The sequence below is a fragment of the Paenibacillus sp. UNC451MF genome, assembly GCF_000686845.1.
Taxonomy (GTDB): Bacteria; Bacillota; Bacilli; order Paenibacillales; family NBRC-103111; genus Paenibacillus_S.
On record NZ_JMLS01000003.1, the window covers coordinates 218,154 to 240,432 of the forward strand.

The 22,279-nt window shown below is 45.3% G+C and carries 17 protein-coding genes; 12 read left to right on the top strand and 5 right to left on the bottom strand.

Annotated features, from left to right (window positions below; translation table 11 throughout):
• Positions 1 to 38: 38 nt before the first annotated feature.
• Positions 39 to 755: an ankyrin repeat domain-containing protein gene (locus BP97_RS0106500; RefSeq protein ID WP_028548371.1), complete on the bottom strand. Its 717-nt coding sequence runs from the start codon at positions 753 to 755 to the stop codon at positions 39 to 41.
• Between the two features lie 123 nt (positions 756 to 878).
• Between BP97_RS0106500 and BP97_RS0106505 the strand changes: the two genes are divergently transcribed.
• The 6 genes from BP97_RS0106505 (at position 879) to BP97_RS0106530 (ending at position 8,079) form a co-directional block, all read left to right on the top strand.
• On the top strand, positions 879 to 1,772 hold the full coding sequence (locus BP97_RS0106505; RefSeq protein ID WP_028548372.1) for a LysR family transcriptional regulator: 894 nt from the start codon (positions 879 to 881) through the stop codon (positions 1,770 to 1,772).
• Between the two features lie 69 nt (positions 1,773 to 1,841).
• Positions 1,842 to 2,375 carry an NfeD family membrane protein gene (locus BP97_RS0106510; protein WP_028548373.1) on the top strand — a complete coding sequence of 178 codons (534 nt, stop codon included), beginning with the start codon at positions 1,842 to 1,844 and terminating at the stop codon, positions 2,373 to 2,375.
• A gap of 14 nt (positions 2,376 to 2,389) precedes the next feature.
• Positions 2,390 to 3,913 (top strand): flotillin family protein, encoded by a 1,524-nt coding sequence (locus BP97_RS0106515; protein ID WP_028548374.1) that lies wholly within the window; start codon positions 2,390 to 2,392, stop codon positions 3,911 to 3,913.
• Positions 3,914 to 4,051: 138 nt separating this feature from the next.
• Positions 4,052 to 4,609, top strand: a complete 558-nt coding sequence (locus BP97_RS0106520) for an NUDIX hydrolase (RefSeq protein ID WP_028548375.1) — start codon at positions 4,052 to 4,054, stop codon at positions 4,607 to 4,609.
• A gap of 105 nt (positions 4,610 to 4,714) precedes the next feature.
• On the top strand, positions 4,715 to 5,725 hold the full coding sequence (locus BP97_RS0106525; RefSeq protein ID WP_028548376.1) for a 2-oxoacid:acceptor oxidoreductase family protein: 1,011 nt from the start codon (positions 4,715 to 4,717) through the stop codon (positions 5,723 to 5,725).
• A gap of 47 nt (positions 5,726 to 5,772) precedes the next feature.
• Positions 5,773 to 8,079: a thiamine pyrophosphate-dependent enzyme gene (locus BP97_RS0106530; protein ID WP_028548377.1), complete on the top strand. Its 2,307-nt coding sequence runs from the start codon at positions 5,773 to 5,775 to the stop codon at positions 8,077 to 8,079.
• 334 nt (positions 8,080 to 8,413) lie between these two features.
• Here the strand turns inward: BP97_RS0106530 and udk are convergent, their stop codons facing one another.
• Positions 8,414 to 9,109, bottom strand: a complete 696-nt coding sequence (gene udk / locus BP97_RS0106535; RefSeq protein WP_269321903.1) for a uridine kinase — start codon at positions 9,107 to 9,109, stop codon at positions 8,414 to 8,416.
• Between the two features lie 256 nt (positions 9,110 to 9,365).
• Between udk and BP97_RS0106540 the strand changes: the two genes are divergently transcribed.
• Positions 9,366 to 10,181: an SDR family oxidoreductase gene (locus BP97_RS0106540; RefSeq protein WP_051620414.1), complete on the top strand. Its 816-nt coding sequence runs from the start codon at positions 9,366 to 9,368 to the stop codon at positions 10,179 to 10,181.
• Between the two features lie 52 nt (positions 10,182 to 10,233).
• Here BP97_RS0106540 and BP97_RS0106545 read toward each other — a convergent pair whose 3' ends face one another.
• Complete coding sequence (locus tag BP97_RS0106545; RefSeq protein ID WP_028548380.1) at positions 10,234 to 13,533, bottom strand: DEAD/DEAH box helicase; 3,300 nt, start codon at positions 13,531 to 13,533, stop codon at positions 10,234 to 10,236.
• A 213-nt stretch (positions 13,534 to 13,746) separates the two neighbouring features.
• On the opposite strand from BP97_RS0106545, the gene BP97_RS0106550 reads away from it, so the two are divergent.
• Entirely contained in the window at positions 13,747 to 14,139 is a 393-nt protein-coding gene (locus BP97_RS0106550) for a hypothetical protein (RefSeq protein ID WP_028548381.1), read from the top strand.
• A gap of 19 nt (positions 14,140 to 14,158) precedes the next feature.
• On the opposite strand, the gene BP97_RS0106555 is transcribed toward BP97_RS0106550, so the two are convergent.
• Positions 14,159 to 15,145 (bottom strand): metallophosphoesterase family protein, encoded by a 987-nt coding sequence (locus BP97_RS0106555; RefSeq protein ID WP_028548382.1) that lies wholly within the window; start codon positions 15,143 to 15,145, stop codon positions 14,159 to 14,161.
• A 398-nt stretch (positions 15,146 to 15,543) separates the two neighbouring features.
• Here BP97_RS0106555 and BP97_RS0106560 point away from each other — a divergent pair, with 398 nt between their 5' ends.
• The gene (locus tag BP97_RS0106560) at positions 15,544 to 16,779 is read left to right on the top strand and encodes an S-layer homology domain-containing protein (protein ID WP_028548383.1); all 1,236 of its coding nucleotides are present in this window, start codon (positions 15,544 to 15,546) and stop codon (positions 16,777 to 16,779) included.
• 194 nt (positions 16,780 to 16,973) lie between these two features.
• A complete protein-coding gene (locus tag BP97_RS0106565; protein ID WP_051620415.1) occupies positions 16,974 to 18,320 on the top strand; it encodes an MFS transporter in 1,347 nt (448 codons plus the stop codon).
• Between the two features lie 59 nt (positions 18,321 to 18,379).
• Here BP97_RS0106565 and uraA read toward each other — a convergent pair whose 3' ends face one another.
• Positions 18,380 to 19,648 carry a uracil permease gene (uraA, locus tag BP97_RS0106570; protein WP_028548385.1) on the bottom strand — a complete coding sequence of 423 codons (1,269 nt, stop codon included), beginning with the start codon at positions 19,646 to 19,648 and terminating at the stop codon, positions 18,380 to 18,382.
• Positions 19,649 to 19,890: 242 nt separating this feature from the next.
• Here uraA and BP97_RS0106575 point away from each other — a divergent pair, with 242 nt between their 5' ends.
• Both BP97_RS0106575 and BP97_RS35495 read left to right on the top strand, forming a co-directional pair.
• Complete coding sequence (locus BP97_RS0106575; protein WP_028548386.1) at positions 19,891 to 21,282, top strand: MATE family efflux transporter; 1,392 nt, start codon at positions 19,891 to 19,893, stop codon at positions 21,280 to 21,282.
• Positions 21,283 to 21,458: 176 nt separating this feature from the next.
• Positions 21,459 to 22,226, top strand: coding sequence for a metal-dependent hydrolase (locus BP97_RS35495; protein WP_051620416.1), 768 nt, complete (start codon positions 21,459 to 21,461; stop codon positions 22,224 to 22,226).
• Positions 22,227 to 22,279 lie beyond the last annotated feature (53 nt).

Here is a 22,279-nt window from a genome sequence, read left to right on the forward strand (position 1 = left end):
ATGTTAATACTCCTTTATTAGGCTATTGTCCGTATACATTATTTCGCTTCAGCCTCGAGTAGTATACGTTCAATTTCTTTATATCCTCGCGACTTTGCATGCTGTAATGCGCTAATTCCGTCACGATCGGGAATGGCAGGATCGGCTCCGTGTTCGAGCAGCTTACGAATAATTTGCTGATGCTTGGGGCCTCCGTCACTTAGCACAACAGCCTCCATTAGCGCAGTCCATCCCAAATTATTAATGTGATTAACTTGAATGTCGGAATGCTCAAGAAGCTCGCTGACTACTTCAAAATGACCTCTTTCTGAAGCGGGAATGAGAGCCGTACCCCCATAACGATTAGTAAGTCGGGTGTCGGCCTTGGCTTCAATGGCTAATTTTACAATATCAAGCAAGCCTTCCGCCCCAGAATAAAGCAGTACATTATCCTTTCGGTTATCCCGAATATTGATGTCGGCTCCGTGCTCAATGAGATACTTCACCATACCCGCCTTACGTCCGTGTGTTGCGGCCAGGACTGCTGTTCTCCCTGCACTATCTTGTCCGTTAATGTCCGTACCCTGTTTAAGTAGCTCCTCAACTCCTGCTTGATTGCTTTGCTCAGCGAAGCTTGTTAATTGCTCAATAGCTTGATTCTGTACCATAGGCTGAACATTCTCCTTTCCATTGTTAAGAGATTCCGACATTGAAGGCTCTTCGCAGCCTGTTAATGTAAACAACATCGTCATGAAGACAATCATTAACCGGTTCATCTATCGTCAACCTCGCTTTGCTCTTTACTTTTCTTATGGTACCATGAGGTCATCTATATGAAAAATATTAATAAAATTAGCTAATATAACTTTCTACGTATATATTGTGAGGTGTAATGTCAGATGGATATGAAGCAGCTGCGATACTTTATTGCCATTGCAGAGGAAAAACAAATCTCAGGAGCAGCCAAAAGGCTGCATATGGCTCAACCTCCGCTCAGCCAGCAGCTGAAGCATTTGGAGGAGGAGTTGGGGGTGCCTCTAGTAATTCGTCACGCTCGCGGACTGGAACTGACGGAAGCAGGGCAGGTCTTGTACAAGCATGCTTTGAACATGGAAAAATGCATGGATCATACTCGACGTGAGGTGAAGGAAACGGGAAAAGGCTTGAGAGGGAGACTTACCGTAGGTGTAAACACGCTGTCGTCGGAAGAGCTTCCGAAGCTGCTCCTGCAATTCAAAGCCCGTTATCCGGATATCACTTACAAAATTCAACAAAATGAATCCGCTCAGCTGTGCAAGCTCGTTAAAGAAAGAACAATTGAATTGGCGATTATTCGATTCCCAATCGATCTGAGTGATTTCAGTTACCTGCATATGAAAACGGAGCCGTTTTATTTTGTAACATCTCAAGCATTGACAGGTCTTTCGGATAAAATAACGTACCAGCAAATTGGTCGCCTTCCTCTTATTATTCCAAGTACGGATGGATTGGGCTTGCATCAGATGATCGTAGATCAATTGTCACGAAGCGGGCTGGAAGCCAATATACTCTGCGAATGCTCTGATATAGCGATGCTGATGGAGCTTGTAGCAACCGGCTTTGGAAGTGCAATTCTTCCTGAGGTTGTTTTACGTCTACATCAAAGAAATGATATTCATATTTATCCGATTGCCGATTCCGCATGGACAACCTCCTCAGGTTTTATTTGGCTGAAGGATCATTATCTTTCCCAGGGAGCAAAGCATTTTATCGAGCTTTGGAGAGAAGATAAAGAAAAAAAGGAAATGATTTGAAACTTTTACTGTCCTCAAAGCGTATTAATTTATGGAGCTAACCTAAATGATCTGAAGAGGGGAATGCTTATGCTTTCATTATATTGGGGCTTTCTCATCACTGGAGTGCTGTTCGCGTTAGTGACGGTAGTCCTGGGAGACCTGCTCGGCAGCGCCTTGGATGGCGTGTTCGATTTTATGTCCGGACATCATATGCATGCGTTTCAACCGATGGTTATTTTCAGCGGACTGACGGTATGGGGGGGCGTAGGCATATTAATGACCAAGTACACCCTATGGGGGACAACTGCGGTACTTGCGGGCTCCATTTTGTGTGCTGTCATCATGTCTGTACTCATTTATTTCCTATATGTTAAGCCGATGAAAAATAGTGAGAATTCAGTTGCCTACTCTATGCAGGATACAGTAGGTAAAATTGCAGAGGTGTCCGTCACCATACCTTCTGTAGGTTATGGCGAAGTGCTGCTGCGGATGGGAGCAGGGAATACGAATCAGATTGCAGCCAGTTATGAAGGGGAAGAAATCCAAACCGGCACGAAAGTCGTTACTGTCGAAGTCAAGGACGGTACGCTGCTCGTCGCCCGTTTAGATAAATTGGAATAAAGGAGATATGTCGAATGCCAGAACCATTAGTAGTACCTGCTATTGTAGTAGGTGTCATTATTGTGCTCGGTCTTGCTTTCTGGGCCCGCTATAAAACGGTAAGCCCTGATGAAGCTATGATCGTGACAGGTTCCTTTTTAGGGATTAAAAACGTAATGACGGATGACTCAGGTCGCAAAATCAAAATTGTCCGGGGAGGCGGCGCATTTATTTTACCGATATTCCAGCAATCGCAATTTTTATCTTTGCTGTCTCATAAGCTGGATGTTTCCACACCTGAAGTATACACAGAACAAGGCGTACCTGTCATGGCGGACGGTGTCGCTATCATTAAAATTGGCGGTTCTGTAGAAGATGTAGCTACGGCGGCCGAGCAATTTATGGGCAAGCCGACAGAAGCGTTGAAGGGAGAAGCGCAGGAGGTTCTTGAAGGACATTTGCGTGCTATTCTAGGATCGATGACGGTGGAAGAGGTCTACCGAAATCGCGATAAATTCGCTCAAGAAGTGCAGGGCGTTGCAGCCAAGGATTTAAAAAAAATGGGTCTTCAAATTGTCTCATTCACAATCAAAGATTTGCGTGATAAGCATGGCTACCTGGATGCTCTGGGTAAACCACGTATTGCAGCGGTCAAAAGGGACGCTGAAATCGCAGAAGCGGAAGCCTTGAGAGACGCTCGTGTTCAGAAAGCGAGAGCAGAGGAAGATGGGCAGAAGGCAGAATTGGTGAGAGATACCAACATTGCGGAAGCCTCTAAGGAAAAGGAACTGAAGATCGCCTCGTTTAAGAGGGAGCAGGATACAGCCCGTGCGGAAGCGGACCAAGCGTACCATATTCATGAAGCGCGTGCGAAGCAAAGCGTGGTGGAAGAACAAATGAAGGTTGAGCTTGTTCGTAAAGAGCGTGAGATCGACCTGGAAACAAAAGAAATTCTTCGTCGTGAAAAGCAATATGACTCCGAAGTGAAAAAGAAGGCGGACGCTGACCGTTACGCTGTTGAGCAAGCAGCTGAGGCGGATAAAGCTAAAAGAATTTATGAGGCTGATGCCATGAAGTACCGAATTGAAGCCGAAGCGAAGGCGAATGCCGAGCAAAAACGGCTTGAAGGCTTGGCTGTGGCAGACGCGGAACGCGCCAAAGGTACCGCGGAAGCAGATGTTATCCGTCTGCGCGGTTTGGCAGAAGCGGAAGCAAAGCAGAAGCTTGCCGAAGCATTCGAGAAGTTCGGCGAAGCCGCGGTTCTCGATATCATCGTGAAGATGCTGCCGGAGCTGGCAGGCAAGGTGGCAGAGCCAATCAAGGGCATCGACAAGCTGACCGTCGTAGACACGGGGCACGGAGAAGGCGCTGCGAGAGTCAGCAACTATGTGACTTCTCTTATGGCAACAGCCCCAGAAATGCTGAAAAGCGTCAGCGGCATCGATCTCGAGAAGCTGGTTAAAGGATTGACACAGCGTGGAACCGATAATTCTTCATTCAAATCCGTTGAGCAGACGGCGGCTACAGCGGTCCAAGATCAGCCCAACGAGTCGAAATAAACTTCGGAAACAACCCGGATATCGTACGATTTTGTACGGTATCCGGGTTTATTTTTCGTCTTAAACGAGCTATAGTAATACTGTTTACTAACCTGCTAATAGACAGGTATCGATACATAACGAAGGAGGTGTGTGAACATGTCGGTAAATTACTGCTCGTCCTGTGGTCATCCGATGGAGACACGTCAAATGGACGGAGTCGATCGGCGGGTTTGCACGAATTGCGAAGCAGTTCATTGGGGGAATTACAGCATCGGTGTCGGAGCGCTTGTCGTTAAAGATGACAAAGTGCTGCTGGTGCGCAGAGCACAGGAGCCGGGCAAAGGAAATTGGACGAACCCCGGCGGTTATATCGAACAGCTGGAGCCGATAGAGGAAACCGTTGTGCGTGAGGTCTTGGAAGAGACCGGAGTCCATACCAAGGTTAAAGGGATTGTTGCTTTGCGTGATCAGCCCCGCAATATTCATAATGTGTACATCGCCTTTGAAATGGACTATGTGGATGGAGAGCCCAAGGCCGACGGAATAGAGGTCGATGGAGCTGGATTTTTCTCGTTGGAGGAAATGGAGACGATGCAGGTCGCCAATTTTACCAAGTGGCTTGTCGACGTAGCGGTGAATGGAAAGAGCAACGGACTGCTTCCGGATAAGGAAACGGACATTCCATTGAACGGATATGGATTATTTCGGGTATAACTGGAAAAAAGTTTTTGGCAAGAGAGGAATTTGTCGATCTATTTAGAATATAAATAGTATTTAGAAAACTACTTGCTGCAGTCTATTCTCGAAAGGAGTCATGCAATGGTTACGTTACCTAAAAAGAACGAGCTTGGCTTTTTTGAAATTCGTCTGGAATCTATTGGGGGACTTGGTGCCAACCTGGCAGGAAAGATGCTCGCTGAAGCAGGAGTTGTAGGGGCCGGATTAAACGGTGTCAGCTTCTCCTCCTACGGTTCCGAGAAAAAAGGCTCTGCCGTGAAAGCGCATATTCGCTTCTGTGATATCGACACGAATATACGCGATACTTCGCCAGTGGAACGACCTCATGTGGTAGGGATTTTTCATGAATCTTTGTCTAAAACGGTAAATGTCGTTAGTGGAATATATGAAGACAGTCTTGTACTGGTCAATTCCACCAAAGCTCCCGAGGAGCTCAAGGAAAAGCTGAAAATGATGGGCGGTACCATTGCGGTTATCGACGCCATCGGCATTTCGATCGAAGAGAAGAACCGTGTTAATATGGCGATGTTAGGTGCATTGTTCCGGCTATGCCCGTTTTTGAACCCGGACACAATGAAGAACGTAATCCGCAAGTCTCTGGAGAAAAAATACCCGCAAGCAGTTCAACCGGCATTAAACACGTTTGAAAGGGGTTACAATGAGGTTCAGTTCCAAACCTTCGCCCTTCCGGAAGGACAGCAAATGCCTTCTTTTGTACGTCAGGATACTCCTGTTCTTGGATTTGAGACCCAGCCTATGGGAGGAGTCATTACGAATCCGGGAAACAGCATTTTAAAAGATTTAAGTATTTCTCGTGCAGGAATGATGCCTCATTTCGAGGATGACAAATGTATTCACTGTGCTGCCTGTGATACGGTCTGTCCGGACTTTTGCTTTGTATGGGACGAACAGGCCGACAAGAAGGGGCGCCCGCAAATGTTTTTGCAAGGCATTGATTATCAGTACTGCAAAGGCTGCTTGAAGTGTGTACAGGCATGCCCAACAGAAGCTCTGTCGAGTGCGAGGGAAGCTGAAGGTTACGCTGAGCAGCATCGTGTACCGCATCGTTTTGATCTGGCTGTGAATGGATGAAGCACTTGTCAATCAAGTAAAAGCTTACCTGAAAGGTGGAATTCCAGTTGGCAATTGAGATAAAAAAAGAGGTTTCTCAAGGTACAGTGGAACAGCGTATTGTGTATGAGTCAGGCAATGAAATGGCAGCCTATGCAGCGCATCAAATCAATTACCACATCATGGGTTACTTTCCAATTTCACCATCCACAGAAGTAGCGCAATTCCTGGATCTGATGAAAGCGAACGGACAGCACGATATTAAGCTGATTCCGGCTGACGGCGAGCATGGTTCGGCTGGCGTATGCTACGGAGCTTCAACTGCAGGTGGACGCGTATTCAATGCGACGAGCGCCAACGGTTATTTATATATGCTGGAGCAAATGCCTGTGCAATCCGGAACACGTTTTCCAATGGTCATGAACTTGGTATGTCGCTCCGTATCGGGTCCGCTCGATATTCACGGAGATCATTCCGACTTGTACTATGCATTAAATACAGGCTGGCCGATTCTAATGTGTCGTGATCCTCAGGCCGTGTACGATATGAACATCATCGCGTTGAAGCTGGCGGAAGATCCGGAAGTGCGGCTACCGGTATTGGTTGCTTCGGACGGATATTTCACTTCTCACCAAAAACGTCGTGTCCAAACCTTCGCAAAGCGTGAGGACGTACACGCATTTGTTGGAGAAAGACCACCGACCGGCTTCGCGGATACGTTGGATCGTGATCATCCGATCACCGTCGGTCCATACATGAACGAGCCGGATTACATCAACAACTGCTACCAGCAGTCCATGGCCATGTACAATGCGGAGCATGTTTACGATCGGATTCGCCAAGAATATGAGGTGTTGACTGGGCGTGACTATCCAATCCTCGATTTGTATCGAATGGAGGATGCAGAGGTTGCCGTGTTCCTAATGAACTCGGCGTCTGAAATTATCAAGGATGTTGTCGACCAACTGCGTGAGCAAGGGATCAAAGCAGGGTCCATCGCACCTAACATGATTCGTCCGTTCCCGCAAAAAGCGATCGCTGAAGCACTGAAGAACGTCAAGGCAGTCACTGTTGGCGACAGAGCGGATTCTTACGGCGGTCATGGCGGAAACATGGTCAATGAGATCAAAGCGGCGCTGTTCACCCATGGCAACCGCGATACGATGGTTATCAGCCGTATTTACGGCTTAGGGGGCAAGGACTTCTATGCAGAAGACGGGCATAACATGTTCCGTTTCGCCATCGAAGCTCTGGAAAAAGGCACCGTGGAGGTACCGTTCGATTACTACGGTCATACGCCAGGCGATCCTGCCAAAGCGCCGAAACGCGTTCTGAACCCGATGAAATATGAAGATTTGAAAACAGGTCTAATCACGGTTACACCTGATGATGCCACAGGTAAGCTGAACGTAAGGATTCCGCCTCTGCGCTCTTTGACCAAGAAACCGAAGCGGATTGCTCCGGGACATGGGGCATGTCCGGGCTGTGGTATCTTCTCCGGTTTGGAGTTGTTCTTCAAAGGTATCGAAGGCGATATCGTGGCTTTGTTCCATACAGGGTGCGCGATGGTTGTAACTACGGGCTATCCTTACTCAGCTCATAAAGCGACATATATTCATAACCTGTTCCAGAACGGTGCTGCCACTTTATCCGGTGTAGTGGAAATGTTCTGGGAGCGCAAACGCAGAGGCGAATTGGATGAGTTCAATCTTAAAGATGACTTCACATTCGTTATGATTACAGGTGATGGCGGGATGGATATCGGCATGGGGCCTGCTATCGGTGCTGCGCTTCGTAACCACAAAATGATTATTTTGGAGTACGATAACGAAGGCTACATGAACACAGGTGCTCAACTGTCCTACTCGACTCCGATGGGGCATAGAACCTCTACCTCTAACGTTGGCTCCAAACAGGGCGGTAAAGTATTCCATCATAAAGATACGGCGCAAATTATGGCAGCGACTCATATTCCGTATGTATTTACAGGCTCAGAAGCTTTCCCGCAAGACCTTGTTCGCAAAGCGGCCAAAGCGCAATGGTACGCACAGAATGAAGGCTTGGTTTACGGTAAAATTCTTATCGCTTGTCCACTGAATTGGCTGTCTGAGGACGAACAAGGCTCTAACATTGTCGGCGCCGCGGTAGATTCCTGCTTCTTCCCGCTATATGAGGTCGAGCATGGAGTCACTAATATTACGTACAATCCGGAAGATAAGAGCAAGAAGGTTCCCTTGTCGGATTGGCTCAAGACGATGGGTAAGACGAAGCATATGACGAAACCGGAATATGAAGAATCTTATAAAATGTTCGAGCATGAAGTGGAACGTCGCTGGAACATGTTGAAAGCGAAGCACGAGAGCCCTTATCTATAAAATATACTCATAAGAAGAAAAGGCACCATCTCCGATGGAGATGGTGCCTTTTCTATTCAGAGGAACAGCAGTGTAAAATGAAAGGAGGCTAACCGATTGCCATTCGTATTAAAACACGATAAGACTTCCCAAATCTTTACCTGTATGCTTATAAATAATTACCAGCTTGCTTATTATGGAACTAAGTTTTGGGAAGATGAGGATGAAGCTCGGTCGGCTTACTCCGATTTCTTACGTTCTCAAGCTGTTAATGATATCGAGAGATGGCAGTTATTCGAGCTCTCGGATAATGAGCTGAAGCTTTGCAATGTGAAACTGAAAAACGATCCGCGCCTTAGCCTCTTATGGGATGAGGAAACACAGAAGATGAGTGTAAGTACTTCTCCGTCAATATCGTAAGCAATTGGATGCCGACTTCATTATGACCGCCTTCGGGAATAATGATGTCGGCATATTTTTTTGAAGGTTCAATAAAAGCTTCATGCATCGGCTTAACTGTGGTCAAGTATTGGTCATAGACAGATTCAATTGTACGACCGCGCTCTTGTATGTCTCTTAGAACTCTACGCAGGATTCGTACATCAGGATCCGTATCAACGAACACTTTTATATCTAAGATACCTCTTAGCTGTTCATCCGACAATACGTGTAGTCCTTCTATTATGACAATCGGATTGGGAAGAAGCTCTCTTGTTACAACGGATCGGGAATGAGTTGAAAAATCATAGTTCGGTGACGCTACTTTTTGCTCGAGCTTGAGCAGCTTCAAATGCTCTAATAATAGAGCATTATCAAAAGCTAGGGGATGATCATAATTGATCGTTTCCCGTTCGGAAAAGCTGAGATGACTGTGATCACAATAATAGTTGTCTTGAGATATAAAAGTCACTTGATTGCCAAGCTTGTCAATGACAGATCGGGCAACAGTTGTTTTCCCGGATCCTGTGCCTCCTGCAATACCGATGATAAGCATGTTTGGTTGATCCTCCTTAGAGTGTACGCGGCTGCTAAAACTGAGTTTGCGAAGCAAAAAAAGATGGTCTAGAAGCTGAACTTTTGGAAACAGAGTTTGGCTTTTTCCGTACGTTGAATCCGCAGAACAATGTTGCCATTTTCCTAGTTTCTAGCGCTTCCAGATTGGGTAAAAATAAACGAACGAGTTAGTGCAACTCAAGTATTGTAGCATAAACAAGCGTTTGTTACGAGAACCTCATAATTGTTGTAGAACATGGCAAAATAAGCATGGATTTAAAGTCAGTTTACTACGAAGAATCGAGGTGTTAGAGATGAATATGCAAACAATGCAAAAACCCAAAGCGACGTATCCTGAACTGAAGGATAAAGTGGCGATTGTTACCGGTGCAGGCTCAGGTATTGGACGAGCGGCAGCTATTGCTTTAGCCTCGCAAGGGGTGAAGGTGGGATTGTTGGATTTAAAGGATAGCCGAACGGAGCAGGTGAAGCAGGAGATTGAATCGTTAAATGCTCAGGCTATAACCGCAGATGTCGACGTTTCCGATCCTGATAGGGTTCAGGAAGCTATTGAAGCAGTCGCTAAACAATGGGGAAAAATTGATATTGTGTTTGCCAATGCAGGGATTAACGGGGTGTTGGCACCAATCGAGAGCATGAAACCGGAAGAATGGGATCATACGCTTTCGACCAACTTGAAAGGAACTTTTCTAACAGTAAAATACGCGATCCCTCATATGAAAGAGCAGGGAGGCAGCATTGTTGTCACTAGTTCGATTAATGGTAATCGAGTGTTTTCTAACTTTGGTATGTCCGCATACAGCACATCCAAAGCAGGTCAAATGGCTTTTGCCAAAATGGCCGCATTGGAGTTGGCACGATACAAAATACGTGTAAATGTCATTTGCCCAGGTTCCATACAAACACATATTAGTGAAAGCACACACCCTACGCCGGATTTGGATAAAATCAAGATTCCCGTCAAGTACCCGGAAGGGAATCAGCCTTTAGAACATGCTGCCGGTCAACCCGAGCAGGTAGGGGATCTTATTGCGTTCCTGGCATCAGATGCCTCGAGCCACATAACGGGTACTGAGCTGTTTATCGACGGGGCGGAGTCGTTAATTTAAGAAAATAACCAAAATGCCTTGACCTGAAACTTTCAGGCAAGGCATTTTTTTGTCATCCTATCATCAATATTTCTTTAATTTCTTGTTCAGTTAAGGTAGATAAAGACTCCTGACCAGGCTGAATGACTTCATCGATCAGATTCTTCTTTCTTTGCTGGAGCTCGTACATTTTATCCTCTACAGTCCCTCGGCTTACCAGACGAATAACTTGTACTACATTCTTTTGGCCGATTCGGTGTGCACGGTCAGCAGCCTGCTGCTCGACTGCGGGATTCCACCATAGGTCATAAAGAATAACCGTGTCCGCACCGGTTAAGTTTAAGCCTGTACCCCCTGCTTTTAAAGAGATGAGAAACATATCGCGTTCTCCCTCATTAAAACGATTGCATAGCTCTACACGCTCGCGAGTAGGGGTGTCTCCATCCAAATAAAAATAGCGCACTCCCTGATAACCTAATTCTTTGCCTATTAAGCCTAACATTTGAGTGAATTGGGAAAAAATGAGCAGGCGCTTTCCCGCACCTCGGCATTCTTCTATGATATCCAGCAGCTGTTCCAGCTTAGCTGAGCTTCCATGATAGTCTTCGACGAAGAGACCAGGGTGGCAGCAAAGCTGGCGAAGTCGAGTCAAGCCAGCGAGTATTTTGATTCGGCTTTTTTGAAAGCCATCCTCATCCAGGTGCTTCAAGGTTTCTTGACGCAGCTTAGCGAGATAGGCCGCATACAGCTTCTTCTGTTCAGGTAACAGCTCAGAGGCTTGCAAGGATTCGATCTTTTCAGGAAGCTCATTCAATACTTCTGTCTTCAACCTGCGCAATAGAAATGGTCGAACGCGCTTAGCTACTTTTTCACGAGACAACTCATTAAATGCTCGTCTGTTCGTGAACAGCTCAGGAAATACAGCATCGAAAATAGACCAGAGCTCTTCCAAGCGGTTTTCTACAGGCGTACCTGTAAGCGCAAACCGGTAACTAGCTTGAAGCTCTTTGACCGCTTGAGCCGTTTGGGTCGTATGATTCTTGAAGACCTGAGCTTCATCCAGAATCATCGTATGAAACGATTGTTCCACATACATGGAAATATCTCTACGCAGCAGCGGATAGGAAGTAATGATTACATCGTATTTTGAAGCTCCTTTTAGTATACGGCTGCGTTCCGTTTTGCTCCCGTCCGCAATGATAGCTCGAATGTCAGGAGCGAACTTGCTTAACTCATTGAGCCAATTGTAAGTAAGTGACGCCGGTGAAACGATGATGGCAGGCTGCTTCAGACTGCGGATATCAGGAAGAACAGAAACCACGAAGGCGATACTTTGCAGTGTTTTGCCTAGCCCCATGTCATCTGCCAATATACCGCCGAAATGGTAATGAGCTAGCGTCTTCATCCATTGATACCCGTACTTTTGATAATCCCGAAGAATAAGATTCAAATTATCAGGCACGTGAAATTCTAGGTTATCCGGGTTACGCATATTTTCCAGCAATCTTCGGAACGACTTCCCCAATTTAACCGCATTTCCTTGTCTTTGGGAATCGATCATATGGAGTCCGCGAGTAACTGGCAGCTTGAAGATAGAGCCATGAACATCACCTTGCCGAATGCCAACTTCATTAAGCAAATTAACGATTTCTTGAAATTCCTCGGATTCCAATGGTAATAATGCACCGTTAGGAAGTCTATGATATCTGCGCTTCTCCTCTAGAGACTGTAGCAGTTGACGAATTTCCGAGTCAGGAATTCCTTGCATATCGAATTTGAACTCCAGCCAATTAGTTTTCTCATCGATATCGACCATGATTTTAGGAGGAGGATTCGTGAGGAGTAGCCTTACTTTGACGGCTGAAGTAGCATAAACCTGAACCAATGGCTCTAGCTGAGGAACGATGTGATATAGAAAGTCATACTCGCCTTCTTCATCGTCCATGAAATAACCGCTCTCTGTTTTGGAGAAGGAACTTTGTTCCATCAGCTCTAGAATTCGACGCTCCTGTTCACCGTCACGCAGAAGGATAGGGTCGGAAGCACGTCTGGCGTTAGGGTCCTCTAACGGATTAATGACAATTTCGCCGTAGTGAAACTCCAAACCGGCAAGAAGGCGATCTCTAACCCGATCCAGATACAGCTTGGCTATTAAAGGTGTCTGCATAATTTGTTCCGTTACAGCTTTTGCAATATGGACATTGCCGAGCTTCATTAATCCCGGAATGACTTGTTCCATAAAGGGCTCCATTTGCTGACGATGTATTTGGATTTTCTGCTTGCGGGAGGCCTCGAGCATTTGCTTGAGCTCCGATAGTCTTCTGCATTGTTCCGTGTCCAGCTTCGATAGCTTCCCATCAAATATGACGAGATCGTAGGCTTCCATTATCGTAATTTGCTCCAATCCTTGAATGACCAACTGAAATTCTTCCGTAGCTGCCTGGTCAAATTCAAATTTCAGCGGAAGAGGCACATCAGCAAGACGAATTCCTTCGAATGTTCCCTCACCTAGTTCGAGCTGGACGGAGGGAGCGGATATAAGAAGTGGAAGGATTGATTCCCAGAAAAAGGGCGGAATAGGAATCAGCCGATCGTCATTTTTGTTTGGTGCAGCGCTGACATTCCAATGGGTCGTTTGACGGTACATCTTTTCATGCTGATAGATCTGGATTAACTGGCGCAATAGGGCATCATGTTCTGGGAGGAAGCTGTGAAGCTTCGGATCGTAGGTGAACTGTCTTGAGAATTCAAATGCTTCTCTTCGATCGACGCGATCAAGAAATTCTCTGATATGCTGAACGATGTATAATCGCTTGGGACCAAGCTTGAGTTCAATGCCCATCATAGCTTTCCTATAACCATAAGAATAAGGCTTACAGGTGATTTCCATTAGCAGAAGATCTCTATTATCCACTAGAGTGCGAGTACGAACGGTGCGAAGAGGCTTGGCTGTAAAAAGTCCCAGCAGGCTGCCGACTAGCTGAACGTCTGCCGCGGACGAACCAGTTGATAAAGATAGAGCGGCTGGAGCGTCCTCCTGTAAAATAACCTCTTGGGGCTCGAGTGCAACCGTTCCATCACGATGAGCAGCTTGTATATACAGTAATACCGCGGCAATATGCTTACAATATTTATCGTACGACTGCAGAGTAGGGCAAGTGCATCTAGCATTCACATCTCCGTGTCGGTCAAAGGTGAGGGTTATTTCTTCCCTATTTTTCTTATCCTCAATAACTACGGCTTCGTAATGCGCAGTTATAGGGTCATAATGGATTAAGGATACTCTTCCGGCCCGGTAAAAAGCCTCTCCTTTATCGTAAGAGAGCTGGCCGCACAACTGTTTAATGACCTTAACTGTCAACTGTAAGCTCATTGTTAAATCCTTTCTTCGGTTCCAGAATCGTTATATCCTATCATATCAGAAATCTTGAGAATGAAAAGAACGGATGTTCTCTGTTCGTCAAGCGTGGCGAACAAGCCGTGATTGTGGTATGCTTCTTGAAAGCTTAATAATACGCTCTCGACCTTGAGCCATCAGGAAGAAGATATTCGATCCGATGCCCATTAGCCTAAGGAGGGATTACGAATGAATGATAATTTTATTCATATCAAGTCCATTGACGGAGATTTAAAGCTGGTTCATAAGAAAAGAGACTTCGGCATCACCATATCCACGAAGGAATTAGTGTTCCAGAAGCCCCATGTCAATTACCACCTCAAGCTTGAGGATATAGTAAGTATCATTCCTTTTGATACAGCCGAATTGAAGGCAATTACGTTCAATAACCGACGTAATTCGGGGAGTGAGCTGATGAATATGTCATCTGGTATGCCCCATTACAGAATCCATGTTCAAAAAGCAATTCTGCATAATCTCAGCGGCATATTCTCCCTGGGCTCGGCCCAATTTATATTACCAATTCACCAAGATCTTCTTTTTGCCATATCCAAGTACAGCGGACTCAGCGCCGTTATTTAACTTTTACTGCATTCAGCCATTATTTCTTATAAGTTATGACATAATGAGCCTCTGGAATCCAATTCTGCTTGTTGAAGTCTCGCCCTCTGATTGTGACCGAGTTGTTGCGAGCTTCTACGTACAAGCCTTCGCTTGCTTCAGGCTCCAGAGGCTTCTCAGCTCCGCTGGCATCTCCTGTCCATGGCTGTTCTACGGAAGAGGTGTTAACCATCAAGTACTTATTGTATACAAATGCTTTAGGCAGTTTAAGCTCCCAATGTGTATGCCCTGTGAACAGAATCACTTGGGGGTAAGCTGATAATATTTTGTTTAACTCCTCATGCTGGATAACGCCTCGATTATTGACGCAGCAAGCGGTTGTTCCTGACACTGTATTGGGAAGAGGCTGATGCAAAAAGACAAAAATCGGTTTTTCACTTGCCGCCGCTTTTTTTAATACAGTTTTCAGCCATTCCAGTTGTATTTGGGATAAGTAGGCATCCTCAAGATTGTCCGCATTGGACTGACGGTACTGCTCAGATCCAAGAAAAATAAACGAATAGCCTTGTAATTGCTTCTCGTAATAAACTTCGGACTCCCCATTAAATTTTAAAAACCTCTCTATAGAATCCTTTTCCGTTTCTCCGTTAGGGAAGCTCGCTTCGCTCCATTGACGTGTTGACCCGTGCCACGCTTGATAAAATTCATGATTCCCGATATTGGAATAAACAGCCTGAGGATGAGAGGAGCGATCCAGCAGCTTCTTAAGCTTATCGTAATCCTCCTGTCTGCCATCTGTTAAATCACCGTTAAGAATGAGAGCGTCTGATGTCGAATTTATTTGATTCAGGTCGTTCAGTGCGTTTATAAATTTATCTTGCGAATGCGTGTCCCAGGCTTGAATGTGCAAGTCGCTAAGTACGGAAAAAGTCAAATCCGGTTTTTCTTCCGCTTGTGAGATCGCTTGTGGGAGACCATAAAATAATGCTCCGACGGTCAGTAGCATAGTTAAAGTCCATTTTTTCATTGGTCCGCCTCCTTATGCCCCTTTATTAACCGTAGTATTTGCCGAAAGAAACGTTTTCTCTCTTAGCCTACCGTTCGAATGTTTACGGAAGGTTATCTGCACATGGAGTTTCTATGAATCAGAATAAAGAGGAAAAAAGGTTCAATTATATGGTTATTTTGACTCATGGATAGTGTTTCCTGGATTATTGGGTGATAGAAATAAGGAAAAAAGTACTTTTTTTGAGACTTTAATCACGGACTTAAAGACTTTCGAACTAACGTTCGCCACTTCTTCTGTCGTTTGATTTAGGATTGAAGTTGAATACCATTTTCAGCGATTTGCCTTTATTCTTAATAATGGTCTAAGTACATAAAGCAACATTTTTCGACACAGAGAAGAAAAGAGGGTATGGCTGGATGAAGAAGTTAAGTTGGATAGCAGTGTCAATTGCGTTACTCACTGGTTTGTCAGGTACTGCATGGGGTCAGCCGGTTGAAAAACCGCTTTTTCAGGACGTAAAAGGTCATTGGGCGGAGAAAACGATTACACGATTAGTGGATGAAGGAATTTTGGACGGTTTTCCGGATGGGACCTTCCGTCCTAACGACTCGGTAACGGCAGACCAGTTCATCAAAATGCTGCTCTTGTCCTATACGCAGTTGTATCCGAATGGCGAGCGCAAATGGACGAATGATTTCACACAATCGTTGAGTGCGATGAACCGCAACATCTTGCAGCAGGATTATCGTACCTTTGATTTCAAGCCAAGTACGGTCGGCTATTGGGCTAAGCCATATATCGATTTGGCAAGTGATTTGCAATTTATTAGCAAAAGCCAATTTCCGGATTTCAAAGCGAAGCTGAAGCGCGAGCAAGTGGCTGAGGTTATATATTACACAGCTAAAGAAACCGAATATTTGGAAAATGAGCAATACAGCTTGGCAGCCGCCGCTGTGATGGGTGATCTTCAGAGTGCGAAGCCGCGTGAGCAGAAATTTGTCGCAGAAGCGTTCGCGAAGGGAATAATGGAGGGATATCCCAACGGGTACTTCGGTATTGGCAGAGAAGTCACTCGCGCGGAAGCGCTAACTATTCTGGAACGCATTGTACATAAGGACAAACGAATCAGTGTGAAGACAGCGGATAGTGGACTGGAGAAGATAGTGCCTACTAAGGATGGCAGTTACAAAAAGCTGATCTTCCCTAACCAGAAGATGTTGAAAGCTTACGATGTGCTGCAGGAGGCGGCTAAGCGACGGGGAACCAATTACGATTTGGAGGAAACGACGCTTAAGCTGTATAAGGATGCGGAAACAAAAGCTAAAGATTTGAACAAATCTAGCGCAATTGCTCAATCGGGAGAAGAAGCTTCCTTATGGCTGGAGCCTGAATACAAGACGTATGGAGTTACAGTACATGTCCAAGAAGGGATGCTGGCAAGAAATCAAGAGGCGATCAAAACATTCACCAATTACTTGTTCTCTGTCGATGCTTTGGCCTTCGATGATTTGTTCTTGCAAGTGTATAATCAAGTTGTAATGGGAAAAGCGGTGGAGACACACACGGTGAAGATCGGAGCCTATGCGGTTGAGATTCACGTCGAAAGCGATGGGCAAACGATTGTTTTTTCCATTTTGGAGAAAAACGAATAAATGAGTAGTGAGCGCTTGTTCCTGTTGATGGAACAAGCGTTTTTTGAACTTTTTTTGTTTTGCCGAATTAGAGCAGCTTGTGTTAATCTGTTTGATGTATGTTTTTGGTATTATTGTTAGTTTTTCATCGGAAAACTCAAAGTGATTGCTTACGAAGCTAGTTTTCCTTCGGAAAACTCTAAGGAGGAGTTATTATGACTACTGGTGCGCCCGCCGCGGTGAAGACAACTGCATCCAGCAGAATGCCAGTCATGGTTAGTATCGTACTGGCTAATCTTGTTGCTTCCATGGATACGACCATAGCCAATACGACGATGCCGGTCATAACAGAGGAATTAGGAGGATTCGAGCTCTACGCTTGGAGCTTCGCCTCGTATATGATTATGTCTACCGTCGTATCGCCGGTCGCTGGTCGGATATCCGATTTATTCGGCAGAAAGAAGATTTTTGCAGTAGGTATCATTTTGTTCTTGTTAGGCTCTATGCTGTGCGGCTTCTCCAATTCGATGCTGCAGCTCGTTATTTACCGTGCAGTTCAAGGGATTGGTGCCGGGGTTATGATGCCGTTTCCTGCAATAATTGCGGGAGATTTGTTCCCGGTGGAGAAGCGGGGGAAGATTCAGGCTTTCTTTACGGCGATGTGGGGATTATCCGCTATCCTTGCCCCTATGCTTGGAGCCATGTTTGTTGAATACGCCAACTGGCGCTGGATATTTTTTATTAATATCCCGATTTGTATTGTATCAGTTGCACTATTGTACTTTTATAAAGAAGTGTATCAGCCGAAAAAATCAAAGGTGGATTTACTTGGAGCCTTCATTTTTGCTGTTGGTGTAAGCTTGCTGCTATTAACAACCATTGTGGAAAGCAACGTCTATGTGTATGCACTGCTTGGGGTTGTGTTAATGGGTCTCTTCGTAGCTTACGAGAAACGTCACGAATCACCTATTGTTCCGCTATCCTTGTTGAAAAATCCACCGATTGCATGGATGATTGTCAATTCCTTCTTGGCTTGCGCTTCATTGTTCGGTGCGTCTAACTACATACCGTTGTTTTTGCAAAAGGAAAGCTACTCTTTATTCATTAGCGGTGTTGCACTCCTTGGGATGTCGTTCGGCTGGATGGCCATGGCGGTACCAGCAGGGAAGTGGATTGTCAAATGGGGATACGGTCGTCTGTTAATCATCGGAAATATATTCTTGGTGCTGTCGGGCGTTATGCTGCTATTTTTAAGTGAAGGAACCGGCTTCTGGTATGCCTCATTCGCTATGTTCGTTCAGGGCTTGGCTTTCGGAATGATAGCAACCGTATCTGTTATCGGTTCTCAACAGCTCGTTAAGCCACATGAGAAAGGGATCTCGACTTCGCTGCAGCTATTTTCGCGGAACATTGGAACAGCCATCGGGGTTACGATTATGGGAGCCTTTTTGGTCAAAACAACCGATTTTTACTTGGGTATATCCAATATGTTTTTATATGGCTTCATTGTTAGCTTGTTTGCGCTCGCTTCCTCATTCATGATTAAGGCAAAGCACACCTAAGATATAAAAAAGACATGCGCTCTCACTCGAAGTGTGGGAGGCATGTCTTTTATTTTTGGTTACTCGTTGGATATCTTTAAAGTCTCGATCAATTTGAAGAACAAGCTGAGAACGATCGCAATGATGGTAGCAAGTGCCATCCCTTTGAGTGAGAAGCCCCCGAGTGTAACCGTAGTTCCACTGATTCCGATAACCAATACGACGGTGGTAAGAATCAAGTTAGTTGCTTTGGAATAATCAACTTTGGTTTCAACGAGCATTCGGATACCAGAAGCAGCAATAACACCGAACAAGAGCAGGGAGACGCCCCCCATAACAGGAGTTGGAATCGTCGTAATCAACGCTGCCAATTTGCCAAAGAACGAGAGAACAATGGCAAAGATCGCAGCTCCTCCGATAACCCAAGTGGAATATACCCGAGTTAACGCCATGACACCGATATTCTCGCCGTAAGTCGTATTAGGAGTGGAGCCGGCAAAACCGGAAATGACCGTTGAGATCCCGTTACCAAGCAAGGAACGGAATAACCCTGGATCTTTGGATAAGTCTTTACCGACAATATTGCTTGTTACAATGAGATGTCCAATATGTTCAGCGATGACTACAAGAGCGGCAGGAACAATAATCGCAATAGCGCTGCTGCTGAACTCTGGTTTGTAATAGGTAGGCAGAGAGAACATAGGTGCCTTGACTACTGCATCGAAATTTACATATCCAAGGAAATAAGCGACTATATAACCGCATACGATACCGACAAGGATAGGGATGATTTTGAGAAAGCCACGAAACATCACATTACCTATTATCGTAACAAGAAGTGTGATCGTAGCAATAAGAATCGCATTGGGATCGAAGCTCCAATTTGCCGCCGCATTTGCAGGCTTAATGTAGCCAGCCATTTCAGCAGCAGTCGGAACCAGCTCAAGACCGATAACCGCGACTATGGCTCCCATAGCTGCAGGAGGAAAGACGACGTCGAGCCAACGTGTACCGATGAATTTGATTAACAATGACACCAGGATGAAAATAAAACCGGAAACGATAAAGCCTCCGAGCGCCGCTCCGTACGATTGGGTTGCCAGTACGACGAAGACAGGTGATAAAAAGGCGAAGCTTGACCCGAGAAAAGCGGGAATACGTCCTCTACAAAGAAACAAATAGAGCAGGGTTCCTATCCCGTTCATTAGCAGGATGGTGGCTGGATCCACCTTGAACAGTACCGGCACAAGCACCGTAGATCCGAACATCGCAAACAGATGCTGTAAGCTTAGCGGGATGCTTTGAAGCAGCGGCGGACGTTCGTTGACTTGAATTTCGCGTTGCAGCATGGTTACACTCCTCATTTTAATAAAATCTCAAAAAAAACACTTTCATTATAGTATCAGAAGAAAGTGTCGTTTGGAATCGCTTTTTTAAAATATTTGTCACATTTCATGTTATATCACTCCAAAGTACATGGACTTTACGTGAGGTGTCCGTTTGGATATAATTATTTTTATTGGTAAATTATTTGCGTGTAAAAGAAGTTGAGGGCAGCCGCGGCTGCCCTTTGCGCTGGGAGAGTGAGAAGATGGCCTATCAAATGGATGCATCACTAACGGAAGGACATATTGGTAAAAAGCTTATTTTGTTTGCAATGCCCCTATTGATGGGGAATGTGCTGCAGTCGCTTAACGGAACGATCAATGCCATTTGGGTTGGTAATTACTTAGGAGAAAGCGCCTTCGCGGCTACATCCAACGCCAACAATATAATGTTTTTTTTGCTAAGTCTTGTTTTTGGTATCGGCATGGCTTCAACGATCTTGATCGGACAGAGCGTCGGGGCACAGGACGAGACACAAGCGAAAAAAGTAGTTGGAACTAGCGCGTTGTTCTTCTTGGTGCTGGCTCTAGTGATTACAATCATAGGTTTGGTATTCTCACCGATGATACTACGAGGTATGAATACGCCTCATGACGCAATGGATTTTGCCACATCGTATTTGCGCATTATATTTATCGGGTTGCCTTTTATGTATGGATACAACTTTATTATGATGATCATGCGCGGTGCCGGGGACGCCAAGACTCCGTTTTATTTCTTGTTAATATCCACATTTCTGGATATTGTGCTTAATCCTTTGTTCATCTTCGGGTGGGGTCCAGTACCAGCACTTGGAATTTCCGGTTCGGCAGTGGCTACGGTTATCGCACAATTTGTAAGCTTGGCCTGTCTTATTGTGTTTTTATACCGTAAGAAGCATTACCTCAGAATTACTCGCGAGGATCTGCCTTATCTGAGATTCGACAGTCAAATCATCGGATCGCTTATCAAAAAAGGCGTGCCGATGGGCTTGCAAATGTTAATCGTTTCGACCAGTGCTATCGCAGTCATCAATCTTGTTAACGGCTACGGATCTGTTGCAACGGCAGCCTTTGGTGCAGCGATGCAGCTGTCAAGCTACGTTCAGATGCCTGCCATGGCAATAGGCGGTGCGGTTTCGACATTGGCTGCCCAGAATGTGGGAGCGGGTAAGTGGGATCGCGTACACAAGACGACATTGATGGGTATTATGATCAACTTTATTATGACAGGCGTATTGGTAGGTATCATTTATTTATTCAATAAACAAGCATTGGGGCTATTTCTCAAAGATCCTGAAGCAATTACGATCGGAATGCGGATTAACTTGATTACTCTGTGGGCATTTATATTGTTTGGAATTACCTTCGTCGTATCCGGAGTGGTTCGGGCAACCGGGGCGGTTATGGTGCCAATGTTAACAACCTTCTTGGCATTGTGGTGTATCCGAATTCCGCTGTCTTACTACTTAAGCGCCAAATACGGTCTGGATGCTGTTTGGTGGAGCTTTCCTGTAGGATTTATTATCGGTATTGTACTATCCATTTGCTATTACGTGTGGGGAAATTGGAAGCAAGCCAAAATGCTAACTGGAAAACAGACTCAAGCAGCTCGCTAAAACTTCATGCCATCATTGTTGTGTATATGATCCAAGAGAAGTCCTTCTAAGTAAGGGCTTCTTTTTATTTCATGGACACCGTACATTTGTTCGCATGAGAATGTTATTTATGGTACAATATAGAAAGGCATCTTTGCTGAATACTTCACGGAAATGAAAAGGAGTTCAATTAGGTTATGACGGGAAGAACCCATTTAGTTGTCAGCACAGGGGTGACATTGTCTATATTGCAAATAACCGGTCAAGGTATTTCCTTGCCCGTTTGTGCAGTTGCCCTCGTTAGTTCGCTGCTGCCTGATATCGACGAGCCTAACAGTATGCTGCTGCAAAAAACATTGCCGAAATCTCTGCTTACGAAGCTGAGATGGTTGTTTGCGATCATGGGCATTGGGTTTATCGTTTATGCATACCTGCGATCGTTTTATACGCCCTTTAGCTATGCTGCCGGAGCATTATTAATTCTGATGTGCTTAGTCAATCAGAGGGCGTTCCGCCAATTGCTCATGATTGTATTAGGTGGGCTAATGCTTTATCTGGGAGCATCGGCTGGACCTTGGTGGGGGACTATCGGGGCTCTACTGATGGTATGTGCGGTACTTCCGCATAGGGGGTTAACTCATTCCATCTACGGGATTCTCATCTGGGGAGGGTTGCTGTATTATGCTTCTGTTATGCTCAGCATGAACTTGTGGATGGCAGGTGCCATTTCATACTCGCTGCATTTAGCCTGTGATGTTCTTACAAAGCAAGGTATTCATCCGATTCCTCCCTCGAAGTGGAAGCTGGTCATCCCTCTTATGAGTACAGGCAAATTCAGCGGGTTTATAATAGAGAGCATTTGCATCACGATTACTTTCGTTCTTATATGGAATGCATTCATAGTGCCCATGGGATATGCCGGCTTCGGGTTATGGGAACAAGTCAAGACTGCAATTATAGGATAATCTGCTGAATACACGGAATTATTAATGAAACAGATCGACATTTACTGATTCAC